The organism is Mesorhizobium sp. M0062, assembly GCF_040323125.1.
In the GTDB taxonomy this organism is placed as follows: domain Bacteria; phylum Pseudomonadota; class Alphaproteobacteria; order Rhizobiales; family Rhizobiaceae; genus Mesorhizobium.
Map to the genome: position 1 here is coordinate 1 of NZ_JAMYUO010000029.1, position 19,008 is coordinate 19,008.

Consider the following 19,008-nt stretch of genomic DNA (forward strand, 5'->3'; position numbering starts at 1 on the left):
TCGCGGGAATCAGTGACGTGAACAATCACCAGCCTGCCATGACCGCCCCCTCTCAGCGAATTTGCAGAACTCTCAGCACACTACCTGAAGCCCGGCTGATTGCCGTCTGGCTCCAATGTCCAGATATGACCCCCAATAAACCTGCCGGTCCGAGCATATTTCTTGAACGCAGCCTGCACATTCGGCCACTTTTTCGAAATCTTCAGCGCAAGTCCGGTGCCAAGGCCCTCTTGATTGCCCTCTGCCACGCCTTGAGCGATATAGCTTTCCTGGGCGGCCAGCAGGTCTCCGGTGACAAAGACAATCATCGCACCTTCAATGCGCCTCGTCCCAGTTGTTCGCTGCGCGGGCATCGACATGCAGCGGCACCGACATCGAGATGGCCGGCATCGGCGCGTTCTCCATCACCCTGCGCACCACGGGGATCGTCGCCTCGACTTCCGCTTCAACCGTCTCGAAGATCAATTCGTCATGCACCTGCAAGAGCATGCGGGCGGACAGGCCGGCCTTTTCCAGCGCCTCGTCCATATGCACCATGGCGCGGCGGATGATATCGGCAGCGGTGCCTTGCAGCCTGGCGTTGATCGAGGCGCGCTCGTTGAAGGCACGGATCGACGGGTTTGACGACCGGATCTCAGGATAGTGGATGCGGCGGCCGAAGATGGTTTCGACGAAGCCATGCTCGCGGGCATAGGCTTTTGTTGCCTCGATATAGTCGCGGATGCCGGGGAAACGCTCGAAGTATTTCTTGATGTAGGCGCCGGCCTCCTCGCGCGGGATCGACAGCTGGTTGGCCAGCCCAAAGGCCGAGATGCCGTAGATGATGCCGAAATTGATTGCCTTGGCGCGGCGGCGCACTTCGGAAGGCATGCCTTCGACCGGCACGTTGAACATTTCCGAGGCGGTGATGGCGTGGATGTCGGCGCCATCGGCGAAGGCCTGCTTCAACTGCGGGATCTCGGCGACGTGGGCAAGCACGCGCAGTTCGATCTGGCTGTAGTCGGCCGAGACCAGTTTCTGGCCCTTGTCGGCGATGAAGGCCGTCCTGATCTTGCGTCCCTCCGCGGTGCGCACCGGGATGTTCTGCAGATTGGGATCGGAGGAGGACAGCCGGCCCGTCGTCGTTGCGGCCAGCGCATACGATGTGTGCACGCGCCTGGTGTCGGGATGGATGAAGCCGGGCAGCGCGTCGGTGTAGGTCGATTTCAGCTTGGTCAGCTGACGCCAGTCGACGATCTTGCGCGGCAGTTCGTGGCCTTCGGCGGCGAGGTCTTCCAGAAGCTGCGCGGAGGTCGACCATTGCCCGGTCTTGGTCTTGGAGCCGCCGGGCAGGCCCATGCGGCCGAACAGGATGTCGCCGAGTTGCTTTGGCGACCCGATGTTGATGCGCTCGCCGACAAGGCCGTAGATTTCCTCTTCCAGCCGTGCGGCGCCTTGCGCCAGCTCGCCGGAGAGCCGCGACAGGATCTGGCGGTCGACTGAGATGCCGCGCTGTTCCATCCGCGCCAGCACCGGCACCAGCGGCCGTTCCAGCCGCTCATAGACCGAAACCAGGCCCTTGGCGGCAAGTCGCGGCTTCAGCACCTGCCATAGCCGCAACGCTACGTCGGCATGGCCGGCGGCGTAGGCGGTCGCCCGGTCGATGTCGACCTGCTCGAACCCGACCGAGCTTCTGCCGGAACCGGCGAGATCCTTGAGCGGCGTCGTGGCATGGCCGAGCCATTTGTCGGCAAGCGAGGACAAAGTGTGGTGGCCGGTGCCGGCGTCGAGCACATAGGAAATCAACATCGTGTCGTCGAAGGGTGCGATATCGATGCCGTGGCGGCTCATGACGACGATGTCGTATTTGGCGTCCTGGGCGATCTTGAGCACCGATTTGTCTTCCAGCAACGGCTTCAGCAGCGCCAGCGCCTCGCGGACCGGAATCTGGTTCTCCAGCGTGCCGCCGCCGAGCAGGTCGCCAGCGCCGCTCTTGTGGGCGAGCGGCACATAGGCGGCGCGGCCGGGGCCGATCGCCAGGGAGAAACCGATGAGGTCGGCCAGCATCGGATCGGAAGACGTGGTTTCGGTGTCGAAGGCGACGGTTCCGGTCTCCTTGGCTTGGGCCAGCCAGGTCTTGAGCGTTGCCGTGTCGCGGATGGCGACATAGGCGGCAGGATCGATTTTGGCCGCGGCGGCCGTTTCCAGGCGAAGTGCGGCAAGCAGCGAAGGCGCGTCCCCGGCCCTGGCGGTTTCGGATTTGGCTTCATCCTGTGTTGCCGCAGGCACCGGTGTGCCGGAGCCGACATCGGGGCCGTGCGCGGTGTCGGCGCGCTCGACGGTGACTGCGACAGCCTGCACATCGCCGGCTTCGGTGCTGGTCGCCTCGGCCACACGGCGGGTCAGCGAGGTGAATTCCATGGTTTTGAGAAAGCCGATCAGCTTCGGCCCATCCGGCGCATGCAGCACGAAATCGTCGAGCCCGTCGGTCACCGGCACGTCGTTCTTCAGCGTCACCAGCTGGCGCGATATGCGCGCCTTGTCGGCATTGGCGATGATGGATTCGCGCCTCTTGTCCTGCTTGATCTCGCTGGCCCGGGCGAGCAGCCCGTCAAGGTCGCCGAACTGTTCCAGAAGCTGCGCCGCCGTTTTCGGCCCGATGCCGGGTACGCCCGGCACATTGTCGACGGAGTCGCCGGTCAGCGCCTGCAGGTCTATCATCTTTTCCGGCGGCACGCCCCATTTCTCGATGACTTCGGGGATGCCGATCTGGCGGTCCTTCATCGGGTCGTACATGCCGACCGTGGGTCCGACCAGCTGCATCAGATCCTTGTCAGAGGAGATGATAGTGGTGTCGCCGCCGGCCTCGCACGCCAGCCTGGCATAGGTGGCGATGAGGTCGTCGGCCTCGTAGCCTTCGATCTCGATGCAAGGCAGGTTGAAGGCCACGGTTGCCTGGCGGATCAGACCGAATTGCGGGATCAGGTCTTCGGGCGGTGCGTTGCGGTTGGCCTTGTATTCCGGGTAAAGATCATTGCGGAAGGTTTTCGACGAATAATCGAAAATGACCGCTAAATGCGTCGGCACGATGCCTACATCGGTGTTGCGGGCGTCCTGCATCAGCTTCCACAACATGTTGCAGAAGCCGGAGACCGCGCCGACCGGCAGCCCATCGGATTTGCGGGTCAGCGGCGGCAGCGCATGATAGGCGCGAAAGATGTAGCCGGAGCCGTCGATAAGGAAGAGATGGTCGCCTTTTTTCATGCCGGCAGGGATAGCGCGGCAGGACGGCGCGGTCCATGGCAAAGGCGGGCTTCCAACAGGTGTTGCGGCGACATGCTGACAGAGCCTGCCTGCCGATAGGTCCTGCTGCTGTTTGCCTCGGCGCTCACGGCTATGTTACAAAAGTGTAATTTTTGTGCCCTTGAAACGCCACGATCCGAGACACAAATAAAGGTCATCGGCAGTTTTCGCCGAGTCCGGAGCAAGGCCCGTCCCCCGCCTATCCCGGACAATTGCGGCAGCCTATCCCCCCTCTCCGGGCTGCCGCATCGTTTCGAGTAAAAGACCGCCGTGGTTCCCCTCCACCACGGCGGTTCTTTTTTGCCTTCTGACAAGTGTTTACGGTCCGTGGTCCAACGATCGCGGGCTTTTCGTTTTGATGCGCTGCCTTTACGGTCCCGGCACCGAAAAGAAAGGCCCGCAGTAATGTCCACCATTTCCTCCGTCCTCGACCGTCTCGACAAAAATCTCGACCAGAGCCTGGAGCGCCTGTTCGGCCTGCTCCGCATCAAGTCGATCTCCACCGATTCAGACTATGCCGCCGACTGCCGCAAGGCCGCCGAATGGCTGGTGGCGGACCTCAAGCTGATCGGCTTCGACGCTTCGGTGCGCGACACGCCGGGACACCCGATGGTGGTTGCGCACCATGAAGGCCCCGCCGGTTCGCCGCATGTGCTGTTTTACGGCCATTACGACGTGCAGCCGGTCGATCCGATCGAGCTTTGGGAGAACGACCCGTTTGCGCCGGCGGTCAAGGAGATTGAGCCCGGTCACAAGGTAATCACCGGCCGTGGCTCGGCCGACGACAAGGGGCAGCTGATGACCTTCGTCGAGGCCTGCCGCGCCTGGAAGCAGGTGCATGGCAATCTGCCCTGCCGCATCACCATCCTGTTCGAGGGCGAGGAGGAGTCCGGTTCGCCGTCGCTCAAGCCGTTCCTCGAGGCCAATGCCGATGAGCTCAAGGCCGATTTCGCTCTGGTCTGCGACACCGGCATGTGGGACCGCGAAACGCCGTCGATCTGCGTTTCGCTGCGCGGAATGGTCGGCGAGGAGGTCACGGTCAAGGCTGCCGATCGCGACCTGCATTCGGGCCTCTATGGCGGCGCCGCCGCCAACCCGATCCGCATCCTGGCGAAAATCCTCGCCGACATCCATGACGAGAACGGCCACATCACCATTCCCGGCTTCTATGACGGGGTCGAGGAAACGCCGTCGCAGATCCTGAAATCCTGGGAGACATTGGGCGAGACAGCCGAGACCTTCCTCGGACCGATCGGCCTGTCGATCCCGTCGGGCGAAAAAGGCCGCTCGGTGATGGAACTGACCTGGGCGCGGCCGACGGCCGAGTTCAACGGCATCATCGGCGGCTATACTGGTAAGGGCTTCAAGACTGTGATCGCGGCGGAAGCGTCGTCGAAAATCTCCTTTCGCCTTGTCCACAAACAGGACCCCGAGAAGATCCGCGCCGCGTTCCGGGAATTCGTCAAGGCGCGCATTCCCAGGGACTGTTCGGTCGAATTCCACCCGCATGGCGGCGGGCCGGCAATTCAGCTTTCCTACGACTCGCCATTCCTGGCCAAGGCCAAGACTGCGCTGTCGGATGAATGGCCGAAGCCAGCGGTGACGACGGGCAGCGGAGGCTCGATACCGGTGGTCGGCGACTTCCAGACCTATCTCGGCATGGAATCGCTGCTGGTCGGGTTCGGCCTCGACGACGACCGCATCCACTCGCCCAACGAGAAATACGAGCTGACCTCCTTCCACAAGGGCCAGCGCTCCTGGGCGCGCATTCTCGATGCGCTGACGCGCTGAGGAGGCTGGGAAGTTTTCTTGTTGATTTTTCAGCGGATCGCGGCGAGGACGAGTTACGCCGCGATCCGGAGAAAACCATGCCCGACATCCGCTTCCACAAGAACGATCTGCCCGACCTCGCCCACTACAATGTCGACGCGGTGGCCATCGATACCGAGACGCTGGGGTTGAACCCGCACCGCGACCGGCTGTGCGTGGTGCAGATCTCGCCCGGCGATGGCTCGGCCGACGTGATCCAGATCGCGCCCGGCCAGAAGAAAGCGCCGAACCTCGTCAGCCTGCTCCGCAACCGCGGCATATCGAAACTGTTCCACTACGGCCGTTTCGACCTCGCCGTGCTCTACAACGCCTTCGGCGTCATGCCGGAGCCGGTGTTCTGCACCAAGATCGCCTCGCGGCTGACCCGCACCTATACCGACCGGCACGGCTTGAAGGACATCTGCTTCGAACTGCTTGGCGTCGGCCTGTCGAAGGCGCAGCAATCGTCGGACTGGGCGGCCGAGACCCTGTCGCCCGAACAGCTCGAATATGCCGCTTCCGACGTTCTCTATCTGCACCGTCTGCGCGAGGTGCTGGCTGGACGCCTGGCGCGGGACGGGCGCACCAAGGAAGCCGACGCCTGCTTCCGCTTCCTGCCGACGCGTGCCAAGCTCGATTTGATGGGTTGGGACGAAGAGGATATTTTTGCCCACAGCTGATGGCCTTCGGATAACGCTTCCGGCAGCCTTGCAACCAGACACGCGTCGTGGCGTTCTGTCGACTCAATGAGGGGGATGACGTGGCAGACCGCAAACCGATAGCGACCGCCCCGACGGATGGATCCAAGGTCACTGTTCTGTGGAAGGACGGCGCCGGCGTCGTCAGCGAATCCGTCGGGCAATATCGCGACGGCGCCTGGTGGGTCTACACCGACAGCGATACCCAGAAAAAGGTCGACCCGACCAGCTGGCGGCCAGTCTCCAGCGACGATGACGACGATCAATGAGCGCCGCTGGCGGGTGCAACTGCTTTCGCATAGCCTGAAGTCGTTGATATCGAGGCCGATTCGGGGCCTTCCGCTCCGTAGCCTCTCTTCCTGGAGGAACGCGTCATGGGCATCGAAAGCCTTCTCATCTTCATCATAATCGGCGCCATTGCCGGCTGGCTCGCCGGCCTCATCGTCTCGGGCTTCGGCTTCGGCCTCATCGGCAACATCATCGTCGGCATTATCGGCGCCCTGATCGCCGGCTGGCTATTTCCAAGGCTCGGTTTCGCTATCGGCGGCGGCATTCTGGCTGCCATCATCAACGCCACGATCGGCGCCGTCATCCTGCTGGTGCTGGTCAAGGTTCTGAAGCGAGCTTGACGCTCTAAGTTTCATTCAACGCAATCCTCAGGAGAAAGCCTGTGCTTTCCTGGAATTGCTGCCAAAGGAGCGCGCCGTGAAACAGAACACTCTCTATCTCCTTGTCGGCGCGCTCGTTGTCGTGGTCATCGCGCTCGGTGCATATGTCTATCACGAATAGACCAAGCCCAAGGGCGTCGAACTGAAGATCGACGACAAGGGCATTTCGATCCAGCAGAATTGAAATATTCGGGGTAGCCAGGGCCTCTGCCTTTTGCGGCAGACAGGCCGCGAGGATGCGGCTTTCGGACCCAGTTGGCGGCAGCGGATTTTAGAAATTCTTAAGGAATTTCAGAAGGGTGCATAAACCCTGCTTTAACGCGCCCTTAAACCGCCGCATCTACCCTCCAACCCGAGCGCCATTGACACCGGGAAGACAGCGCAACGCATGGCGAACCGCAGAGACAGTCGCATCGAACCCAGCTTCGAGGGATCGCCAAAGGCGAAATCCGCGGCCGGTTTTTCGGTGAACGAGGAGGATCGGGTCGTGCCGGCCAATCGCAAATCATCTTCGGCGCGCAAAACCTCCAAGGCAAAATCATCGTCACGCGGCAAGCGCGGCAAACCCCGGCGCGGGCTGTTCGGCGTGATGGCGCGGATGTTCTACTGGTGCTTCGTGCTCTGCATCTGGGGCGGCATCGCGGTGGCCGGCATCATCGTCTACTACGGCGCCAAGATGCCGGCGGCGACCACCTGGTCGATCCCCGACCGTGCCCCCAACATCAAGATCGTCTCGGTCGACGGGCAACTGCTTGCCAACCGCGGCATGAGCGGCGGCGAGGCGGTCGGCCTGCACGAAATGTCGCCTTATATTCCCGAAGCCGTCATCGCCATCGAGGATCGGCGCTTTTATTCGCATTTCGGCATCGACCCGATCGGCCTGTCGCGCGCCATGGTGACCAATGTTCTGGGCCGGCGTTTCTCGCAGGGCGGCTCGACGCTGACCCAGCAACTGGCCAAGAACCTGTTCCTGAAGCCCGACCGCACGCTGGAGCGCAAGGTGCAGGAAGTGCTGCTGGCGCTGTGGCTGGAGCACAAGCATACCAAGGACCAGATCCTCGAAATGTACCTCAACCGGGTCTATTTCGGCTCCGGCGCCTATGGCGTCGAGGCGGCCTCGCGCCGCTATTTCGGCAAGAGCGCGCGCGATGTCACTCTGTCGGAGGCGGCCCTTCTCGCCGGCCTCTTGAAGGCGCCGTCGCGACTGTCGCCGGCGCGGGATCCGAAGGCGGCGGAGGAGCGCTCGCAACTGGTGCTGGCCGCCATGCGCGACGAAGGCAAGATCAGCGCCAAGGAACTGGCCTCGGCGATGAGCGCGCCGGCAACGCGCGCGCCATCCTATTGGACCGGCTCGGAAAACTATGTCGCCGACACCATCATGGAAGAATTGCCCGATTTGATTGGTGACGTGCGCAGCGACATCGTCGTCGACACCACCGTCGACCTCAACCTGCAGAAGCTCGCCGAACAGTCGATCCGCCGGCTGATCGACGAGAGCGGCAAGAAGCTCAATGTCAGCCAAGGCGCGCTGGTCTCGATCGACAATTCCGGCGCCGTGCGCGCCATGGTCGGCGGCTACGACTATTCGACCAGCCAGTTCGACCGCGCCTCCGAAGCACGCCGCCAGCCGGGCTCGGCGTTCAAGCCGTTCGTCTATATGGCCGCGCTGGAAGCCGGCCGCACGCCCGACAGCGTGCGCAACGACGCACCGATCAAGATCGGCAAGTGGACACCGGACAATTACGGCGGCAAGTATTTCGGCAAGGTGACGTTGGCGACCGCTTTGGCGAAGTCGCTGAATTCCGTCGCCGCACAGCTGACCATGGAAGTCGGGCCCGACGCCGTGGTCGAGGCGGCGCACCGTATGGGCATTCAGTCCGATCTGATCGCCAACACCTCGATCGCGCTCGGCACTTCGGAGGTGACGCCGCTGGAGCTGACATCGGCCTATGTGCCGTTCGCCAATGGCGGCTACAAGCCCGACATCCATTTCATCCGCCGCATCACCACGACCGAAGGCAAGGTGCTCTATGACGACAATGGCGGCAGCGCGCCGCGCGTCGTCAAGCAGAACATTGTCGGCATGATGAACTCGATGATGACCGGCACGGTCGAGATCGGCACGGCGAAGAAGGCGGCCTTCGCCTGGCCGTCTGCCGGCAAGACCGGAACCAGCCAGAATTCGCGCGACGCCTGGTTCGTCGGTTACACCGCAAACCTCACCACCGGCGTATGGTTCGGCAATGATGACGGCACGCCGATGAAGAAGGTCACCGGTGGCGCGCTGCCGGCACAGGCCTGGCACGAATTCATGGTGGCGGCGCATGAAGGCGTGCCGGTCAGGCCGCTGCCCGGGACCTGGAAATCGACGCCGCCCGACACCATCGTGCCCGACGATATTCCGTCAGTCGATAACAATCAGGCGGCGCCGTTGCCTGCCGTGGCCGTCAGCCGTTCGGAGCCTGCTGCCGCGCCGGCACCTGCTGCTGTACCCGCACAAGCACCGGTCCGCCGTCCGGCCGAAACGGTCGATGCCGACGGCTTCGACATGCCGGGCGACGGCGGCACCACGGCCTCGATCAAGCACCCGGTACCGCCGGGCAGCGTCGGCGGCCCGGCCAAGAAGCGGAAAACCTCAATCCTGGATATTCTCGGCGGCGGCTGAGCGGCTCGTCATTCTGGCTTCAAACCAATGGCGAGCTGGCAATCCGTTCCTCATATGAGAGCTGAGTTGACAATTCGGCCTCTCGCCACCTCCGCCGCATTCGGCTACATCTCCGGCCGGAGTGACAGACATGGCTGAGACCGACACCAGAAAAACCATCGTGCTGACCGGAGCCAGCCGCGGCATCGGCCATGCCACGGTCAAGCGCTTTTCGCGTGAGGGCTGGCGGGTCATCACCTGTTCGCGCCAGGCTTTTGCCGAGGATTGCCCGTGGCCGGCCGGCCCAGAGGACCACATCAAGGTCGATCTCGCCGACCAGGAGGATGTCGGCATCGCCGTCTCGGAGATCCGTCACCGGCTGGAAGCGCATGGCGGGCAATTGCACGCGCTGGTCAACAATGCCGGCATTTCGCCGAAGCTCAAGGACGGCAACAGCCGCATGGATTCGATCGACACGCCGATGCATGTCTGGCGCGATGTGTTCCAGGTGAATTTCTTCGCGCCGATCATGCTCGCGCGGGGCCTCTTCAAGGAGCTTGCTGCAGCGAAAGGTTCGATCGTCAACGTCACCTCGATCGCCGGCACGCGCGTGCATCCTTTCGCCGGCACCGCCTATGCGACCTCGAAGGCGGCGCTCGGCTCGCTGACGCGCGAGATGGCGCATGATTTCGGCCCGCACGGCATCCGCGTCAATGCGATTGCGCCGGGCGAGATCGACACCGCGATCCTGTCGCCTGGCACCGACAAGATCGTCGAGACGATCCCACTCAGGCGCCTTGGCGCCACCTCGGAAGTCGCCGACATCATCTTCTTCCTCTGCTCGCAGCAGGCGTCCTATGTGACGGGCTCGGAAATCCACATCAATGGCGGCCAGCACGTCTGAGCACTGACAGACTGCTCATTCGGCGATGGTGAGAACAGCCTTGCCGCTGAAGCTGCGCTGTCGCAGGGCGTCCAGAGCCTGGGCGATGTCTGTCCACGGCACGGTCATGGACACACGGGTTTCCAGCCGGCCAGCCGCGACCAGAGCGAGCAGCGAGGCGATGTCCGCGCCAATGGCTGGACCGGATGTGTAGTAGGCGAAAGTCTGAAGCCTCGCTCCCTCATGGCCCGGAACGAACTGTCTGAAGCCAACCGGCGTGAGTTCGCCGCTGCTCGAACCGAACATGACGATGGTGCCGCCGGGGGCGACGCGGTCGATGGCATGGGCGAGGCTTTGGCCGCCGACCGACTCGGTGATCAGAGAGAATGGCCCTTCGGCCAGTTCGATCGACTCGACGACCTCGTGAGCACCAAGACCGCGGAGATCCTCGGCGTGCCGGGCGGCGGCGATTGCAATCACCGCGGCGCCTTGCTCGCGGGCGATCTGGATCTGGAAACGGCCGACCGCGCCGCTGGCGCCGGTGATCAACACCTGCTGTCCCGCGAGGTCGCCGCCATGGCGCAAGACCCTGAGAGCCGTCGTGCCCGCGACCGGAAGCGTGGCGGCGGACCCGAAGCTGACCTCGTCCGGGATGACGGCGAGGCGGTCGGTCGGAACGGCGACCTGTTCGGCCCAGCCGGCCTCGTCGACCAAAGCCACAACCCGGGCGCCGACGGCAGGCCCGGAGCCATCGGCTGCCGCCCGCTTGATTACTCCAACCACGTCCTGGCCAGGTATCCAGCCTTCCGGGCGTATGGTGAGCAGGCGCAATTCACCGCGGTTCAAGGAGGTTGCGTGGACGCAGACAAGCGCTTCGTTGGGGAGGGGCCGAGGGTCCTCGACCTCGGCGAGACTGATCCGGGTGATGCTCTCGGGAGAGATGACAAGCGCGCGCATGGGAAGCCTTCCTGCCGGTTTGTGACATGCCAGCCACGAACCAGAGTCTATCGACTCCCCGCATCAAAGAATTTAGCTATCACGGCGAATAGTCGCTAAAAGCCATCAATCATGAGGCAGCCGCTCCGCTACCCCTGGGTCAATTTCGATGTCGATGATGTGCAGGCACCTGCGATTGCCGTGCGCGTCGATGTCACCGAAACCAAAGCGGAAGTCGCCGCCCATTGGCACCGCAAGGGCCAGCTCGTCTTCGCGCTCGGCGGTGGCGTCACTTGCCGCGTCCCGAGCGGCCTGTGGATGGTGCCGCCGCATTGCGGTGTGTGGATTCCTGGCAGTATGGAACACAGCAACATCGCGACCGCCAATGCGCGGATCTTCTTCGTCTATATCGAGCCGGGAGCCGCCGATCTGCCGGACCGGTGCTGCACGCTGTCGATCTCGCCATTGTTGCGCGAACTGATCATCGAGCTGGCCGATCGCGTGGAGGAAGATGAGGCGAGGGACGGGCTCTTGACCACGATCCTGCTTTCGGAACTGCCGCGCATGCCTGTCCAGCAGCTGCATCTGCCGATCTCCGCCGAGCCGCGCTTGCGGCGGATCGCCGAAGCGTTGGCGCAGAACCCTGCCGATCGCAGCACGCTTGCCGAGTGGGCCAACCGTGTTGCGCTCTCAGAAAGCAGCCTCGCCCGTCTCATCGTGAAGCAGACCGGCCTGAGCTTCGGCCGCTGGCGCCAGCAATTGCACCTGATCGTCGCCATAAGGGAGCTGGCCTCGGGTGCCAGCGTGCAGCAGGTTTCAGGCGATCTTGGCTATGGCTCCGTCACCGCCTTCATCACCATGTTCAAGAAGGCGCTTGGCAAGCCGCCGGCAAAGTATCTCGCCAGCGTCGCGCACAATGGCGGCTCCGCCTTCGTTGGATGATCGATGCGCCTGTGGCAAGCCTCAGGCCGGGGAGGGCTCAATGGCTTCGGGGCGCGGCATCGGCTTTTGCTCCAGCACTTCTTGCACGATGCCGCGGGCGATCTCGCGTTCGCCCATGATGACGGTGTCGGCGCCGAGCCCCATCAGGTGCTCGACCTCGGCATCGGAATGGGCCCGCGCTATGACGTTGATGCCGGGATTGGCGGCGCGTGCCCTGAGCACGATCTGCCCGGCCTCGAACGCGTTGGGGATGGCAAGGATCAAGCGTTTGGCCCCCTGCGGATTGGCGGCGGCAAACACGCCCCCATTGGCCGCATTGCCGGAGACGATTTCGACGCCGTCGTCTCTGAGCCTCGCCAGCGTCTTGTCGGCGTCCTCGATGACCAGGAAGGGCAGCGATGCCTGTTTCAGCGCCGCGCCGACCAGGCTGCCGACGCGGCCGTAGCCGATCAGGATGGTGTGGCCCGAAAGCGTTGTGCGTGGCGGTGGGCCATTCTCTTTTGCCGCGGCGGCCACCGAGGCCACTTGTCCGGGCTGCGTCGCCGGGCCGACCGGCTTGGCCTCTTCCGGTGGTGCTGCCTTGGCGGCGCGCGCGTCCAGCCATGGCTTCATCCAGTCGAGGGCGAGGAACATCAGCGGATTGACCAGGATCGACAGGATGGCGCCTGCCAGGATCAGGTCGCGTCCCTGTTCGGGCAACAGCTTCAGCCCGACGCCGAGCTCCGCCAGGATGAAGGAGAATTCGCCGATCTGCGCGAGGCTGGCCGAGATCATCAAGGCGGTTCCCAGCGGATAGCGGAAGGCGATGACGATAACGAAGGCGGCCAGCGACTTGCCGATGACGATGATGGCCAGCGTCGCCAGGATCGGCCAGCCATTGCTCATCAGGCTGAACGGATCGAACAGCATGCCGACCGAGACGAAGAACAGCACCGAGAAGGCGTCGCGCAGCGGCAGTGATTCCTCCGCCGCGCGGTGGCTGAGCTCGGATTCGCTCATGATCATGCCGGCGAAGAAGGCACCGAGCGCCAGCGAGACGCCGAACAGTTTGGCGGCGCCGAAGGCGACGCCGAGCGCGATCGCCAGCACCGCCAGCCGGAACAGTTCGCGCGAGCCGGTATGGGCGACGTAATGCAGGATCCACGGAATGACGCGGCGGCCAACCACCAGCATGACGATGACGAAGGCGACGACCTTGGCCAGCGTGAGGCCGACGACGCCCCAGATGCCGAAGCTGGCCGGCAGCGACAAAAGGCTCGCATGGTCATCGACCTGCGGCTGGCCGCCGAGCACGCCGGCCAACGCCGGCAAAAGCACCAGCGCCAGCACCATGGCGAGGTCCTCGACGATCAGCCAGCCGACGGCGATGCGGCCGCGCTCGGTCTCGATCAGCCGTCGCTCCTGCAACGCGCGCAACAGCACCACTGTAGACGCGACGGAAAGCGCCAGGCCGAAGACGAGGCCTGCGCCCATCGACCAGCCGAGCATCCAGGCAAGGCCGGCGCCCAGCGCGGTGGCAAAGCCGATCTGGACGATGGCGCCGGGTACGGCGATGGCGCGGACGGAGAGAAGATCCTTCAGCGAGAAATGCAGGCCGACGCCGAACATGAGCAGGATGACGCCGATTTCGGCCAGCTCATTGGCAAGACCGGCATCGGCGACGAAACCCGGCGTGTTCGGTCCAACCAGCACGCCGGCGACGAGATAGCCGACCAGCGGCGGGATGCGAAAACGGTTGGCGAGCGCCCCGAAGATGAATGCCAGCCCCAGACCGGCGACGATGGTGGCGATAAGGGGCGTGTCATGCGGCATTGTCTATGGAGCGCCTTTCGGGAAATGTCGGGTGTGCGCCGCCCGCAGCCGCCGCCTTTGCAATATGGTGGAGGGGGTGCGGGCGACGCAACCCGCGAGACGTAAATTGGTGGCCAGAGGCGCCGAAAAACGAAAGGCGCGCGCAGCGAAAACGCTGCGCGCGCGAATGATCTATGAGATAGCGTCAGGCTGCCTGCTGCAGCATGGCCTCGATGTCGATCAGCGGGCGGTTGGTCAGTGTCTTTGGGATCTCCGCCTGCACCTTGTCGGTGACTTCCTTGTGCAATTTCTTGCGCATGGTGCCGAGCACCAGCGGTGGCGCGACCAGCACGATGTCGTCGAAGATGCCGTGATGGGCGAGCTTGTAGAGCCGGTCCGCGATCTCTTCGGCAAAGCGTTCCTTGCCCTGCCGGTGCCAGTCGGTTTCCTCAACCGCGCTGCGATGCACGGAGGGGCCGTCATTGTAGCGGCCGGGACTGTCGCTGCCTTGTTCGCGCGTTGCCGGATTGTCCTGGTTCATCTCTTGGAAGAGCTGCAGGTGCGGATAGAGATTGTCGCCCTCGTTCTTCAGGAACAGCGCTTTCTCGCCATCGGCCACCATGACCAGAAGGCCATGTTTCAGGTTGATCTTGCTCATTTGCGGGCTCCTGTTTGAAGGTTCAAATCCAGCCGACGATTGTCTGTTGCGGCAGGGGCAGAACGCGTGGCGAAGCGGGAACGTTCCACTTCGTTCGCCGAGATCGCACGCAGCCATATCGAGCCCGATCTATCGTCCATCGGAGCAATGTCCAAGGTGACGGCTTTAATCTACTAAATTGGTAGAATTTAGAAAAAACAATTTTGCAGCTTGGCCGCCTGCCGGATAAAAGAGCCGCAGAACAAGGCCTGCGGCAGCAGCTTGAATCCGAGCCTGGTATGCGGATGTGAATATTTTTCTCTTGGCCCTTTGGCTTGCGGAAAAGCGATTGCCTCCCGCAAGGGGATGCGCGAGTGGGTTCCTTCAGCTTTTTCGCGTCCGCGCCTAAAACTGCCGAATTGTTCCGGAATCTGTTCGTCATGCCGCACGCCAATCCCAAGCTCACCGCGTTCCCGGTCTTCATGCGGGTCGAAGGCGAAGCCGTGGCCATCGTCGGCGGCGGCGTCGAAGCGTTGGCCAAGGCGCGGCTACTTGATCAGTCGAGTGCTGTGCTTCGCATCATTGCCGATGTTGCCGACGCCGAATTGCTGAGCTTCATCGCCACGACCGGCGCCATCCGTATCGACGCCCCCTACGACGCCGCGCATCTCGAAGGCGCGGTCCTGGTGTTTGCCGCCAGCGGCGACGAGACGCTCGACCGCCGCGTCGCCGACGATGCGCGCCGCCTTGGCATTCCGGTCAATGCCGTCGACCGGCCGGAGCTGTGCGATTTCTTCACCCCGGCGCTGGTCAACCGCGCTCCGGTCGCCATCGCCATCGGCACGGAAGGCGCCGGTCCGGTGCTGGCGCAGATGCTGCGCAGCCGCATCGACCGCATGCTGTCGCCGTCGCTCGGGCCGCTGGCAGCGCTTGCCGCCTCTTTCCGGGGTGCCGCCGAAAAGCTGCTGCCGAAAGGCAACGCCCGCCGCCAGTTCTGGAGCAGTTTTTTCCAGGGTGCACCGGCGCGCGCCGTCGAAGCCGGCGAGCTTTCGCAGGCGCATGACGCCGCCGCCGATCTGTTGCTGTCGAAGGCTCCGGCTTCGGGCCATATCGCCCTGGTCGGCGCCGGGCCAGGTGCTGAGGATCTTCTGACGCTGCGCGCACATCGGCTTTTGATGGAAGCCGACGTCATCGTCTATGACGCGTTGGTGCCGGAGGCGATCGTCGCCATGGGCCGCCGCGACGCCGAGCGGCTGCCGGTCGGAAAACGCAAGGGATGCCACACCAAGAGCCAGGCCGAGATCAATGCGCTGCTGGCCGATCTCGGCAGGCAGGGCAAGCGCGTCGTGCGGCTGAAGTCGGGCGACCCGCTGGTGTTCGGCCGCGCCGGCGAGGAGATGGCCGCACTGCGCGATGCCGGCATCGCCTATGATGTCGTCCCCGGCGTCACCGCCGCCTTTGCCGCCGCCGCCGACTTCGAGCTGCCGCTGACGCTGCGCGGCGTCTCCTCGTCGATGGTGTTCACCACCGGCCATGATCTGAAGGGCAATTCGCTGCCGGATTGGGCCAAGCTCGCCATTTCCGGCGCCACCGTCGCCGTCTATATGGGCCGCTCGGTCGCCGCCGAAGTCGCCGGGCGGCTGATCGAGGCCGGCCTGTCGCCGGACACGGCGGTTGCCGTGGTCGAGAATGCCAGCTTGCAGAACCGCCGCCGTTTCCACGGCACGCTGGCCGATTTGCCGTCGCTGGAAGCGCGCGCCGATCTGGCCGGTCCGGTGATGACCATCATCGGCGACGCGGTTGCCGGCGCCAACTTTGAACGTTCCGAGCCGCTCGCGGCACATAACTATGAGGGCGCCGCCACCGCGGCCGGCGCAGAGGTCGAGCCATGAAGATACTGACCGCAAACCGCCTCTCCGACGGCATCGCCGTCTGGTACGCCGACGGCGGCTGGGCCGAGACGGTCGACCATGCCGACCTTGCCCATGACCAAGCGGCAGAGGACAGGCTGGAAGCAATCGGCGCCAAGGCCAACGCCAACAATCAGGTTGTCGACGTCAATCTGATCGACGCTGAAGTCGTCAATGGCATCGTCGTGCCGGTGCGGCTGCGCGAAAAGATCCGCGCCGCCGGCCCGACCATCCGGGAAGATCTGGGCAAGCAGGCTGCGCGGGCAGCGTAACAAAATACGGGCGGACGCGCCCTGAAAGACGAAACATGTACCGCTACGATGAGTTCGACCACGATTTTGTCCAGGCCCGCGTCGCCGAGTTCAGCGACCAGGTCGAACGCCGGCTGTCCGGCGAGATCACCGAGGATCAGTTCCGGCCGCTGCGGCTGATGAACGGCGTCTACCTGCAGCTGCACGCCTACATGCTGCGCATCGCGGTGCCCTATGGCACGCTGAACAGCGCCCAGTTGCGCATGCTCGGCCACATCGCGCGCAAATACGACAAGGGCTACGGCCATTTCACCACGCGCCAGAACATCCAGTTCAACTGGCCGGCGCTGTCCGACATTCCGGCGATCCTGGCCGATCTCGCCAGCGTCGAGATGCATGCCATCCAGACCAGCGGCAATTGCATCCGCAACGTCACCGCCGATCATTTTGCCGGCGCCGCCGCCGACGAGGTCGCTGATCCGCGCCCCTATGCCGAGATCCTGCGGCAATGGTCGTCTGTGCATCCGGAATTCTCGTTCCTGCCGCGCAAGTTCAAGATCGCGGTGACCGGGGCCGAGCGCGACCGCGCCGCCATCCAGACGCATGATATCGGTCTGCATCTGAAGAAGGACGCCGCCGGCGAGCTCGGCTTTGCCGTCTATGTCGGTGGCGGCCAGGGCCGCACGCCGATGGTGGCGCGCAAGATCCGCGACTTCCTGCCGGAAGCCGACCTGCTGTCCTACTGCACCGCGATCCTGCGCGTGTACAACCTCTATGGCCGCCGCGACAACAAGTACAAGGCGCGCATCAAGATCCTCGTCCACGAGACCGGCGTCGAGGAAATCACCCGCCAGGTCGAGGCCGAATGGCAGGAGCTGAAGGACGCCGAGCTGAAGCTGCCGGAAGCCGACATCCGTGCCATCGACGCCTATTTCGCGCCGCCGGCACTGACCGCCCGGCCGGAAGGCGACGCGGCGATCAAGCTGGCGCGGCTCGATTCCAAAAGCTTCTCGGATTGGCTCGACCAGAATGTCGTGACGCATCGCCATCCCGACTATGCCGCGGTGACGATCTCACTGAAAGGCATTGGCGAGGTGCCGGGCGATGCCACCGACAGCCAGATGGAAGCGGTTGCCGACATCGCCGAGAAATACGCGTTCGACGAACTGCGCGTCAGCCATGAGCAGAACCTGATCCTGCCGCATGTGGCGCGCGCCGATTTGAAAGCGGTCTACGACGCTTTGGTCGACATTGGCCTCGCGACGGCCAATTCCAACCTGATCAGCGACATCATCGCGTGCCCTGGCCTCGATTATTGCGCGCTGGCGACAGCGCGCTCGATCCCGATCGCGCAGGAGATTTCGCTTCGCTTCGCCTCGCTGGAGCGGCAGCGCGAGATCGGCGAATTGAAGCTGAAGATTTCCGGCTGCATCAATGCCTGCGGACATCACCATGTCGGCCATATCGGTATCCTCGGCGTCGAGAAGAAAGGCTCCGAACTCTACCAGGTGACGCTTGGCGGATCGGCCGACGAGAACACCTCGGTTGGCGAAATCATCGGCCGCGGCTTCTCTTCGGAAGAGATCACCGACGCCATCGAGCAGATCGTCGACACCTATCTCGGCCTTCGGCTCGGTCCCAGTGAACGTTTTATCGACGCCTACCGCCGTGTCGGTCCCGCGCCGTTCAAGGAGGCGCTCTATGCTGGCGAAACCAAGGCCGCTTGACCGCATCCTCGACGTCGACGACAGCATCGCCGCCAAAGCGGCGGGCTTCGACGCGCTGTTTGGACATCTGAGCCCGCTCGACATCATCGAACGCGCGGCGAGCGAATTGTTTCATGACGAGATCGCCGCCGTGTCGTCCTTCGGCGCGGATTCCGCCGTCCTGCTGCATATGATCGCCAAGGTCGACCGCACGCTGCCGGTCATCTTCCTGGACACCGGCAAGCATTTCGAAGAGACGCTGGGCTATCGCGATGCGCTGGTCGCCGATTTCGGGCTGACCAACATCAGGGTGATCAAGCCCGAAGACGCAGCGCTCGAACGGGTCGATCCGACCGGCAATCTGCACCAGAGCAACACCGATGCCTGCTGCGACGTGCGCAAGGTCGAGCCGCTGGCGCGCGGCGTCGCCCCCTTCCGGGCCTGGCTGACCGGCCGCAAGCGCTTCCAGGCGGCGACGCGAGCCGCGCTGCCGGTGTTCGAGGCGGTCGGCCCGCGCGTACGCATCAATCCGCTGGCGCACTGGACGACATCCGACCAGGCTGACTACATGCGCGCGCATGCGCTGCGCGAAAATCCGCTGGTTGCGTACGGCTATCTGTCGATCGGCTGCTTCCCATGCACGCAGCCGGTGCAGCCGGGCGAGGATGCGCGAAGCGGACGCTGGGCCGGTCATGCCAAGACCGAGTGCGGCATCCATCTGTCGGGACTGGAAGTGTCGCTGACCGACGCATCCCTTTAAGCTATGGTGATATTCAGGTGAGGCTGGCCTGCAACGGCGGCTTCCGCTCGGAGGCCGCCGGTTTGGTGTGGACCGGCTTTCGCGGACTTTC

The 19,008-nt window shown here is 63.8% G+C and carries 17 protein-coding genes; 11 read left to right on the plus strand and 6 right to left on the minus strand.

The genetic code is table 11. The features are described 5' to 3' along the window. Positions 1–80: 80 nt before the first annotated feature. Together NKJ64_RS25795 and polA are read right to left on the minus strand one after the other, a co-directional pair. Positions 81–308: a hypothetical protein gene (locus tag NKJ64_RS25795; protein WP_352463563.1), complete on the minus strand. Its 228-nt coding sequence runs from the start codon at positions 306–308 to the stop codon at positions 81–83. A gap of 7 nt (positions 309–315) precedes the next feature. Beyond that, positions 316–3,243, minus strand: a complete 2,928-nt coding sequence (gene polA, locus NKJ64_RS25800) for a DNA polymerase I (protein WP_023691985.1) — start codon at positions 3,241–3,243, stop codon at positions 316–318. A 444-nt stretch (positions 3,244–3,687) separates the two neighbouring features. On the opposite strand from polA, the gene NKJ64_RS25805 reads away from it, so the two are divergent. The 6 genes from NKJ64_RS25805 (at position 3,688) to NKJ64_RS25830 (ending at position 10,005) form a co-directional block, all read left to right on the plus strand. Further along, positions 3,688–5,073 (plus strand): M20/M25/M40 family metallo-hydrolase, encoded by a 1,386-nt coding sequence (locus NKJ64_RS25805; RefSeq protein WP_023686593.1) that lies wholly within the window; start codon positions 3,688–3,690, stop codon positions 5,071–5,073. Positions 5,074–5,150: 77 nt separating this feature from the next. Then, entirely contained in the window at positions 5,151–5,771 is a 621-nt protein-coding gene (locus NKJ64_RS25810) for a ribonuclease D (protein ID WP_023698188.1), read from the plus strand. Between the two features lie 80 nt (positions 5,772–5,851). Beyond that, entirely contained in the window at positions 5,852–6,058 is a 207-nt protein-coding gene (locus NKJ64_RS25815) for a hypothetical protein (protein ID WP_023683046.1), read from the plus strand. Positions 6,059–6,163: 105 nt separating this feature from the next. Further along, positions 6,164–6,418 carry a GlsB/YeaQ/YmgE family stress response membrane protein gene (locus tag NKJ64_RS25820; RefSeq protein ID WP_023704219.1) on the plus strand — a complete coding sequence of 85 codons (255 nt, stop codon included), beginning with the start codon at positions 6,164–6,166 and terminating at the stop codon, positions 6,416–6,418. Between the two features lie 427 nt (positions 6,419–6,845). After that, entirely contained in the window at positions 6,846–9,122 is a 2,277-nt protein-coding gene (locus tag NKJ64_RS25825; RefSeq protein WP_023754251.1) for a transglycosylase domain-containing protein, read from the plus strand. A 130-nt stretch (positions 9,123–9,252) separates the two neighbouring features. Beyond that, the gene (locus NKJ64_RS25830; RefSeq protein ID WP_023669777.1) at positions 9,253–10,005 is read left to right on the plus strand and encodes an SDR family NAD(P)-dependent oxidoreductase; all 753 of its coding nucleotides are present in this window, start codon (positions 9,253–9,255) and stop codon (positions 10,003–10,005) included. Between the two features lie 15 nt (positions 10,006–10,020). Here NKJ64_RS25830 and NKJ64_RS25835 read toward each other — a convergent pair whose 3' ends face one another. Then, on the minus strand, positions 10,021–10,941 hold the full coding sequence (locus NKJ64_RS25835; RefSeq protein WP_023712327.1) for a zinc-binding dehydrogenase: 921 nt from the start codon (positions 10,939–10,941) through the stop codon (positions 10,021–10,023). A 111-nt stretch (positions 10,942–11,052) separates the two neighbouring features. Here NKJ64_RS25835 and NKJ64_RS25840 point away from each other — a divergent pair, with 111 nt between their 5' ends. Continuing rightward, positions 11,053–11,862 carry an AraC family transcriptional regulator gene (locus NKJ64_RS25840; RefSeq protein ID WP_023754252.1) on the plus strand — a complete coding sequence of 270 codons (810 nt, stop codon included), beginning with the start codon at positions 11,053–11,055 and terminating at the stop codon, positions 11,860–11,862. Between the two features lie 21 nt (positions 11,863–11,883). On the opposite strand, the gene NKJ64_RS25845 is transcribed toward NKJ64_RS25840, so the two are convergent. The 3 genes from NKJ64_RS25845 to NKJ64_RS25855 all read right to left on the minus strand — a co-directional run bounded on the left by NKJ64_RS25845 (position 11,884) and on the right by NKJ64_RS25855 (position 14,739). Next, positions 11,884–13,674, minus strand: coding sequence for a cation:proton antiporter domain-containing protein (locus tag NKJ64_RS25845; protein WP_023754253.1), 1,791 nt, complete (start codon positions 13,672–13,674; stop codon positions 11,884–11,886). A 184-nt stretch (positions 13,675–13,858) separates the two neighbouring features. After that, complete coding sequence (locus NKJ64_RS25850) at positions 13,859–14,311, minus strand: baeRF12 domain-containing protein (protein WP_023686586.1); 453 nt, start codon at positions 14,309–14,311, stop codon at positions 13,859–13,861. A gap of 188 nt (positions 14,312–14,499) precedes the next feature. After that, positions 14,500–14,739: a hypothetical protein gene (locus NKJ64_RS25855; RefSeq protein ID WP_352463564.1), complete on the minus strand. Its 240-nt coding sequence runs from the start codon at positions 14,737–14,739 to the stop codon at positions 14,500–14,502. On the opposite strand from NKJ64_RS25855, the gene cysG reads away from it, so the two are divergent. The 4 genes from cysG to NKJ64_RS25875 are packed head-to-tail and all read left to right on the plus strand — an operon-like array spanning position 14,731 to position 18,917. Continuing rightward, positions 14,731–16,182: a siroheme synthase CysG gene (cysG, locus tag NKJ64_RS25860; RefSeq protein WP_023754254.1), complete on the plus strand. Its 1,452-nt coding sequence runs from the start codon at positions 14,731–14,733 to the stop codon at positions 16,180–16,182. The genes NKJ64_RS25855 and cysG overlap by 9 nt on opposite strands. Next, positions 16,179–16,472 carry a DUF2849 domain-containing protein gene (locus NKJ64_RS25865; protein ID WP_023691980.1) on the plus strand — a complete coding sequence of 98 codons (294 nt, stop codon included), beginning with the start codon at positions 16,179–16,181 and terminating at the stop codon, positions 16,470–16,472. The genes cysG and NKJ64_RS25865 overlap by 4 nt, the downstream gene beginning before the upstream one ends. Positions 16,473–16,507: 35 nt before the next feature. After that, the gene (locus tag NKJ64_RS25870) at positions 16,508–18,178 is read left to right on the plus strand and encodes a nitrite/sulfite reductase (protein WP_023726455.1); all 1,671 of its coding nucleotides are present in this window, start codon (positions 16,508–16,510) and stop codon (positions 18,176–18,178) included. Continuing rightward, entirely contained in the window at positions 18,153–18,917 is a 765-nt protein-coding gene (locus NKJ64_RS25875; RefSeq protein ID WP_023754256.1) for a phosphoadenylyl-sulfate reductase, read from the plus strand. Before NKJ64_RS25870 ends, NKJ64_RS25875 begins: the two co-directional genes overlap by 26 nt. Positions 18,918–19,008: the final 91 nt, after the last annotated feature.

Bases quoted from the DNA above. Each gene is read 5' to 3' on its own strand.
- NKJ64_RS25865 (WP_023691980.1), top strand. From the start codon at position 16,179: ATGAAGATACTGACCGCAAACCGCCTCTCCGACGGCATCGCCGTCTGG.
- NKJ64_RS25870 (WP_023726455.1), top strand. From the start codon at position 16,508: ATGTACCGCTACGATGAGTTCGACCACGATTTTGTCCAGGCCCGCGTC.
- NKJ64_RS25875 (WP_023754256.1), top strand. From the start codon at position 18,153: ATGCTGGCGAAACCAAGGCCGCTTGACCGCATCCTCGACGTCGACGAC.
- NKJ64_RS25850 (WP_023686586.1), bottom strand. From the start codon at position 14,311: ATGAGCAAGATCAACCTGAAACATGGCCTTCTGGTCATGGTGGCCGAT.
- cysG (WP_023754254.1), top strand. From the start codon at position 14,731: ATGCCGCACGCCAATCCCAAGCTCACCGCGTTCCCGGTCTTCATGCGG.
- NKJ64_RS25840 (WP_023754252.1), top strand. From the start codon at position 11,053: ATGAGGCAGCCGCTCCGCTACCCCTGGGTCAATTTCGATGTCGATGAT.
- NKJ64_RS25810 (WP_023698188.1), top strand. From the start codon at position 5,151: ATGCCCGACATCCGCTTCCACAAGAACGATCTGCCCGACCTCGCCCAC.
- polA (WP_023691985.1), bottom strand. From the start codon at position 3,243: ATGAAAAAAGGCGACCATCTCTTCCTTATCGACGGCTCCGGCTACATC.
- NKJ64_RS25820 (WP_023704219.1), top strand. From the start codon at position 6,164: ATGGGCATCGAAAGCCTTCTCATCTTCATCATAATCGGCGCCATTGCC.
- NKJ64_RS25830 (WP_023669777.1), top strand. From the start codon at position 9,253: ATGGCTGAGACCGACACCAGAAAAACCATCGTGCTGACCGGAGCCAGC.
- NKJ64_RS25795 (WP_352463563.1), bottom strand. From the start codon at position 308: ATGATTGTCTTTGTCACCGGAGACCTGCTGGCCGCCCAGGAAAGCTAT.
- NKJ64_RS25825 (WP_023754251.1), top strand. From the start codon at position 6,846: ATGGCGAACCGCAGAGACAGTCGCATCGAACCCAGCTTCGAGGGATCG.
- NKJ64_RS25805 (WP_023686593.1), top strand. From the start codon at position 3,688: ATGTCCACCATTTCCTCCGTCCTCGACCGTCTCGACAAAAATCTCGAC.
- NKJ64_RS25835 (WP_023712327.1), bottom strand. From the start codon at position 10,941: ATGCGCGCGCTTGTCATCTCTCCCGAGAGCATCACCCGGATCAGTCTC.
- NKJ64_RS25845 (WP_023754253.1), bottom strand. From the start codon at position 13,674: ATGCCGCATGACACGCCCCTTATCGCCACCATCGTCGCCGGTCTGGGG.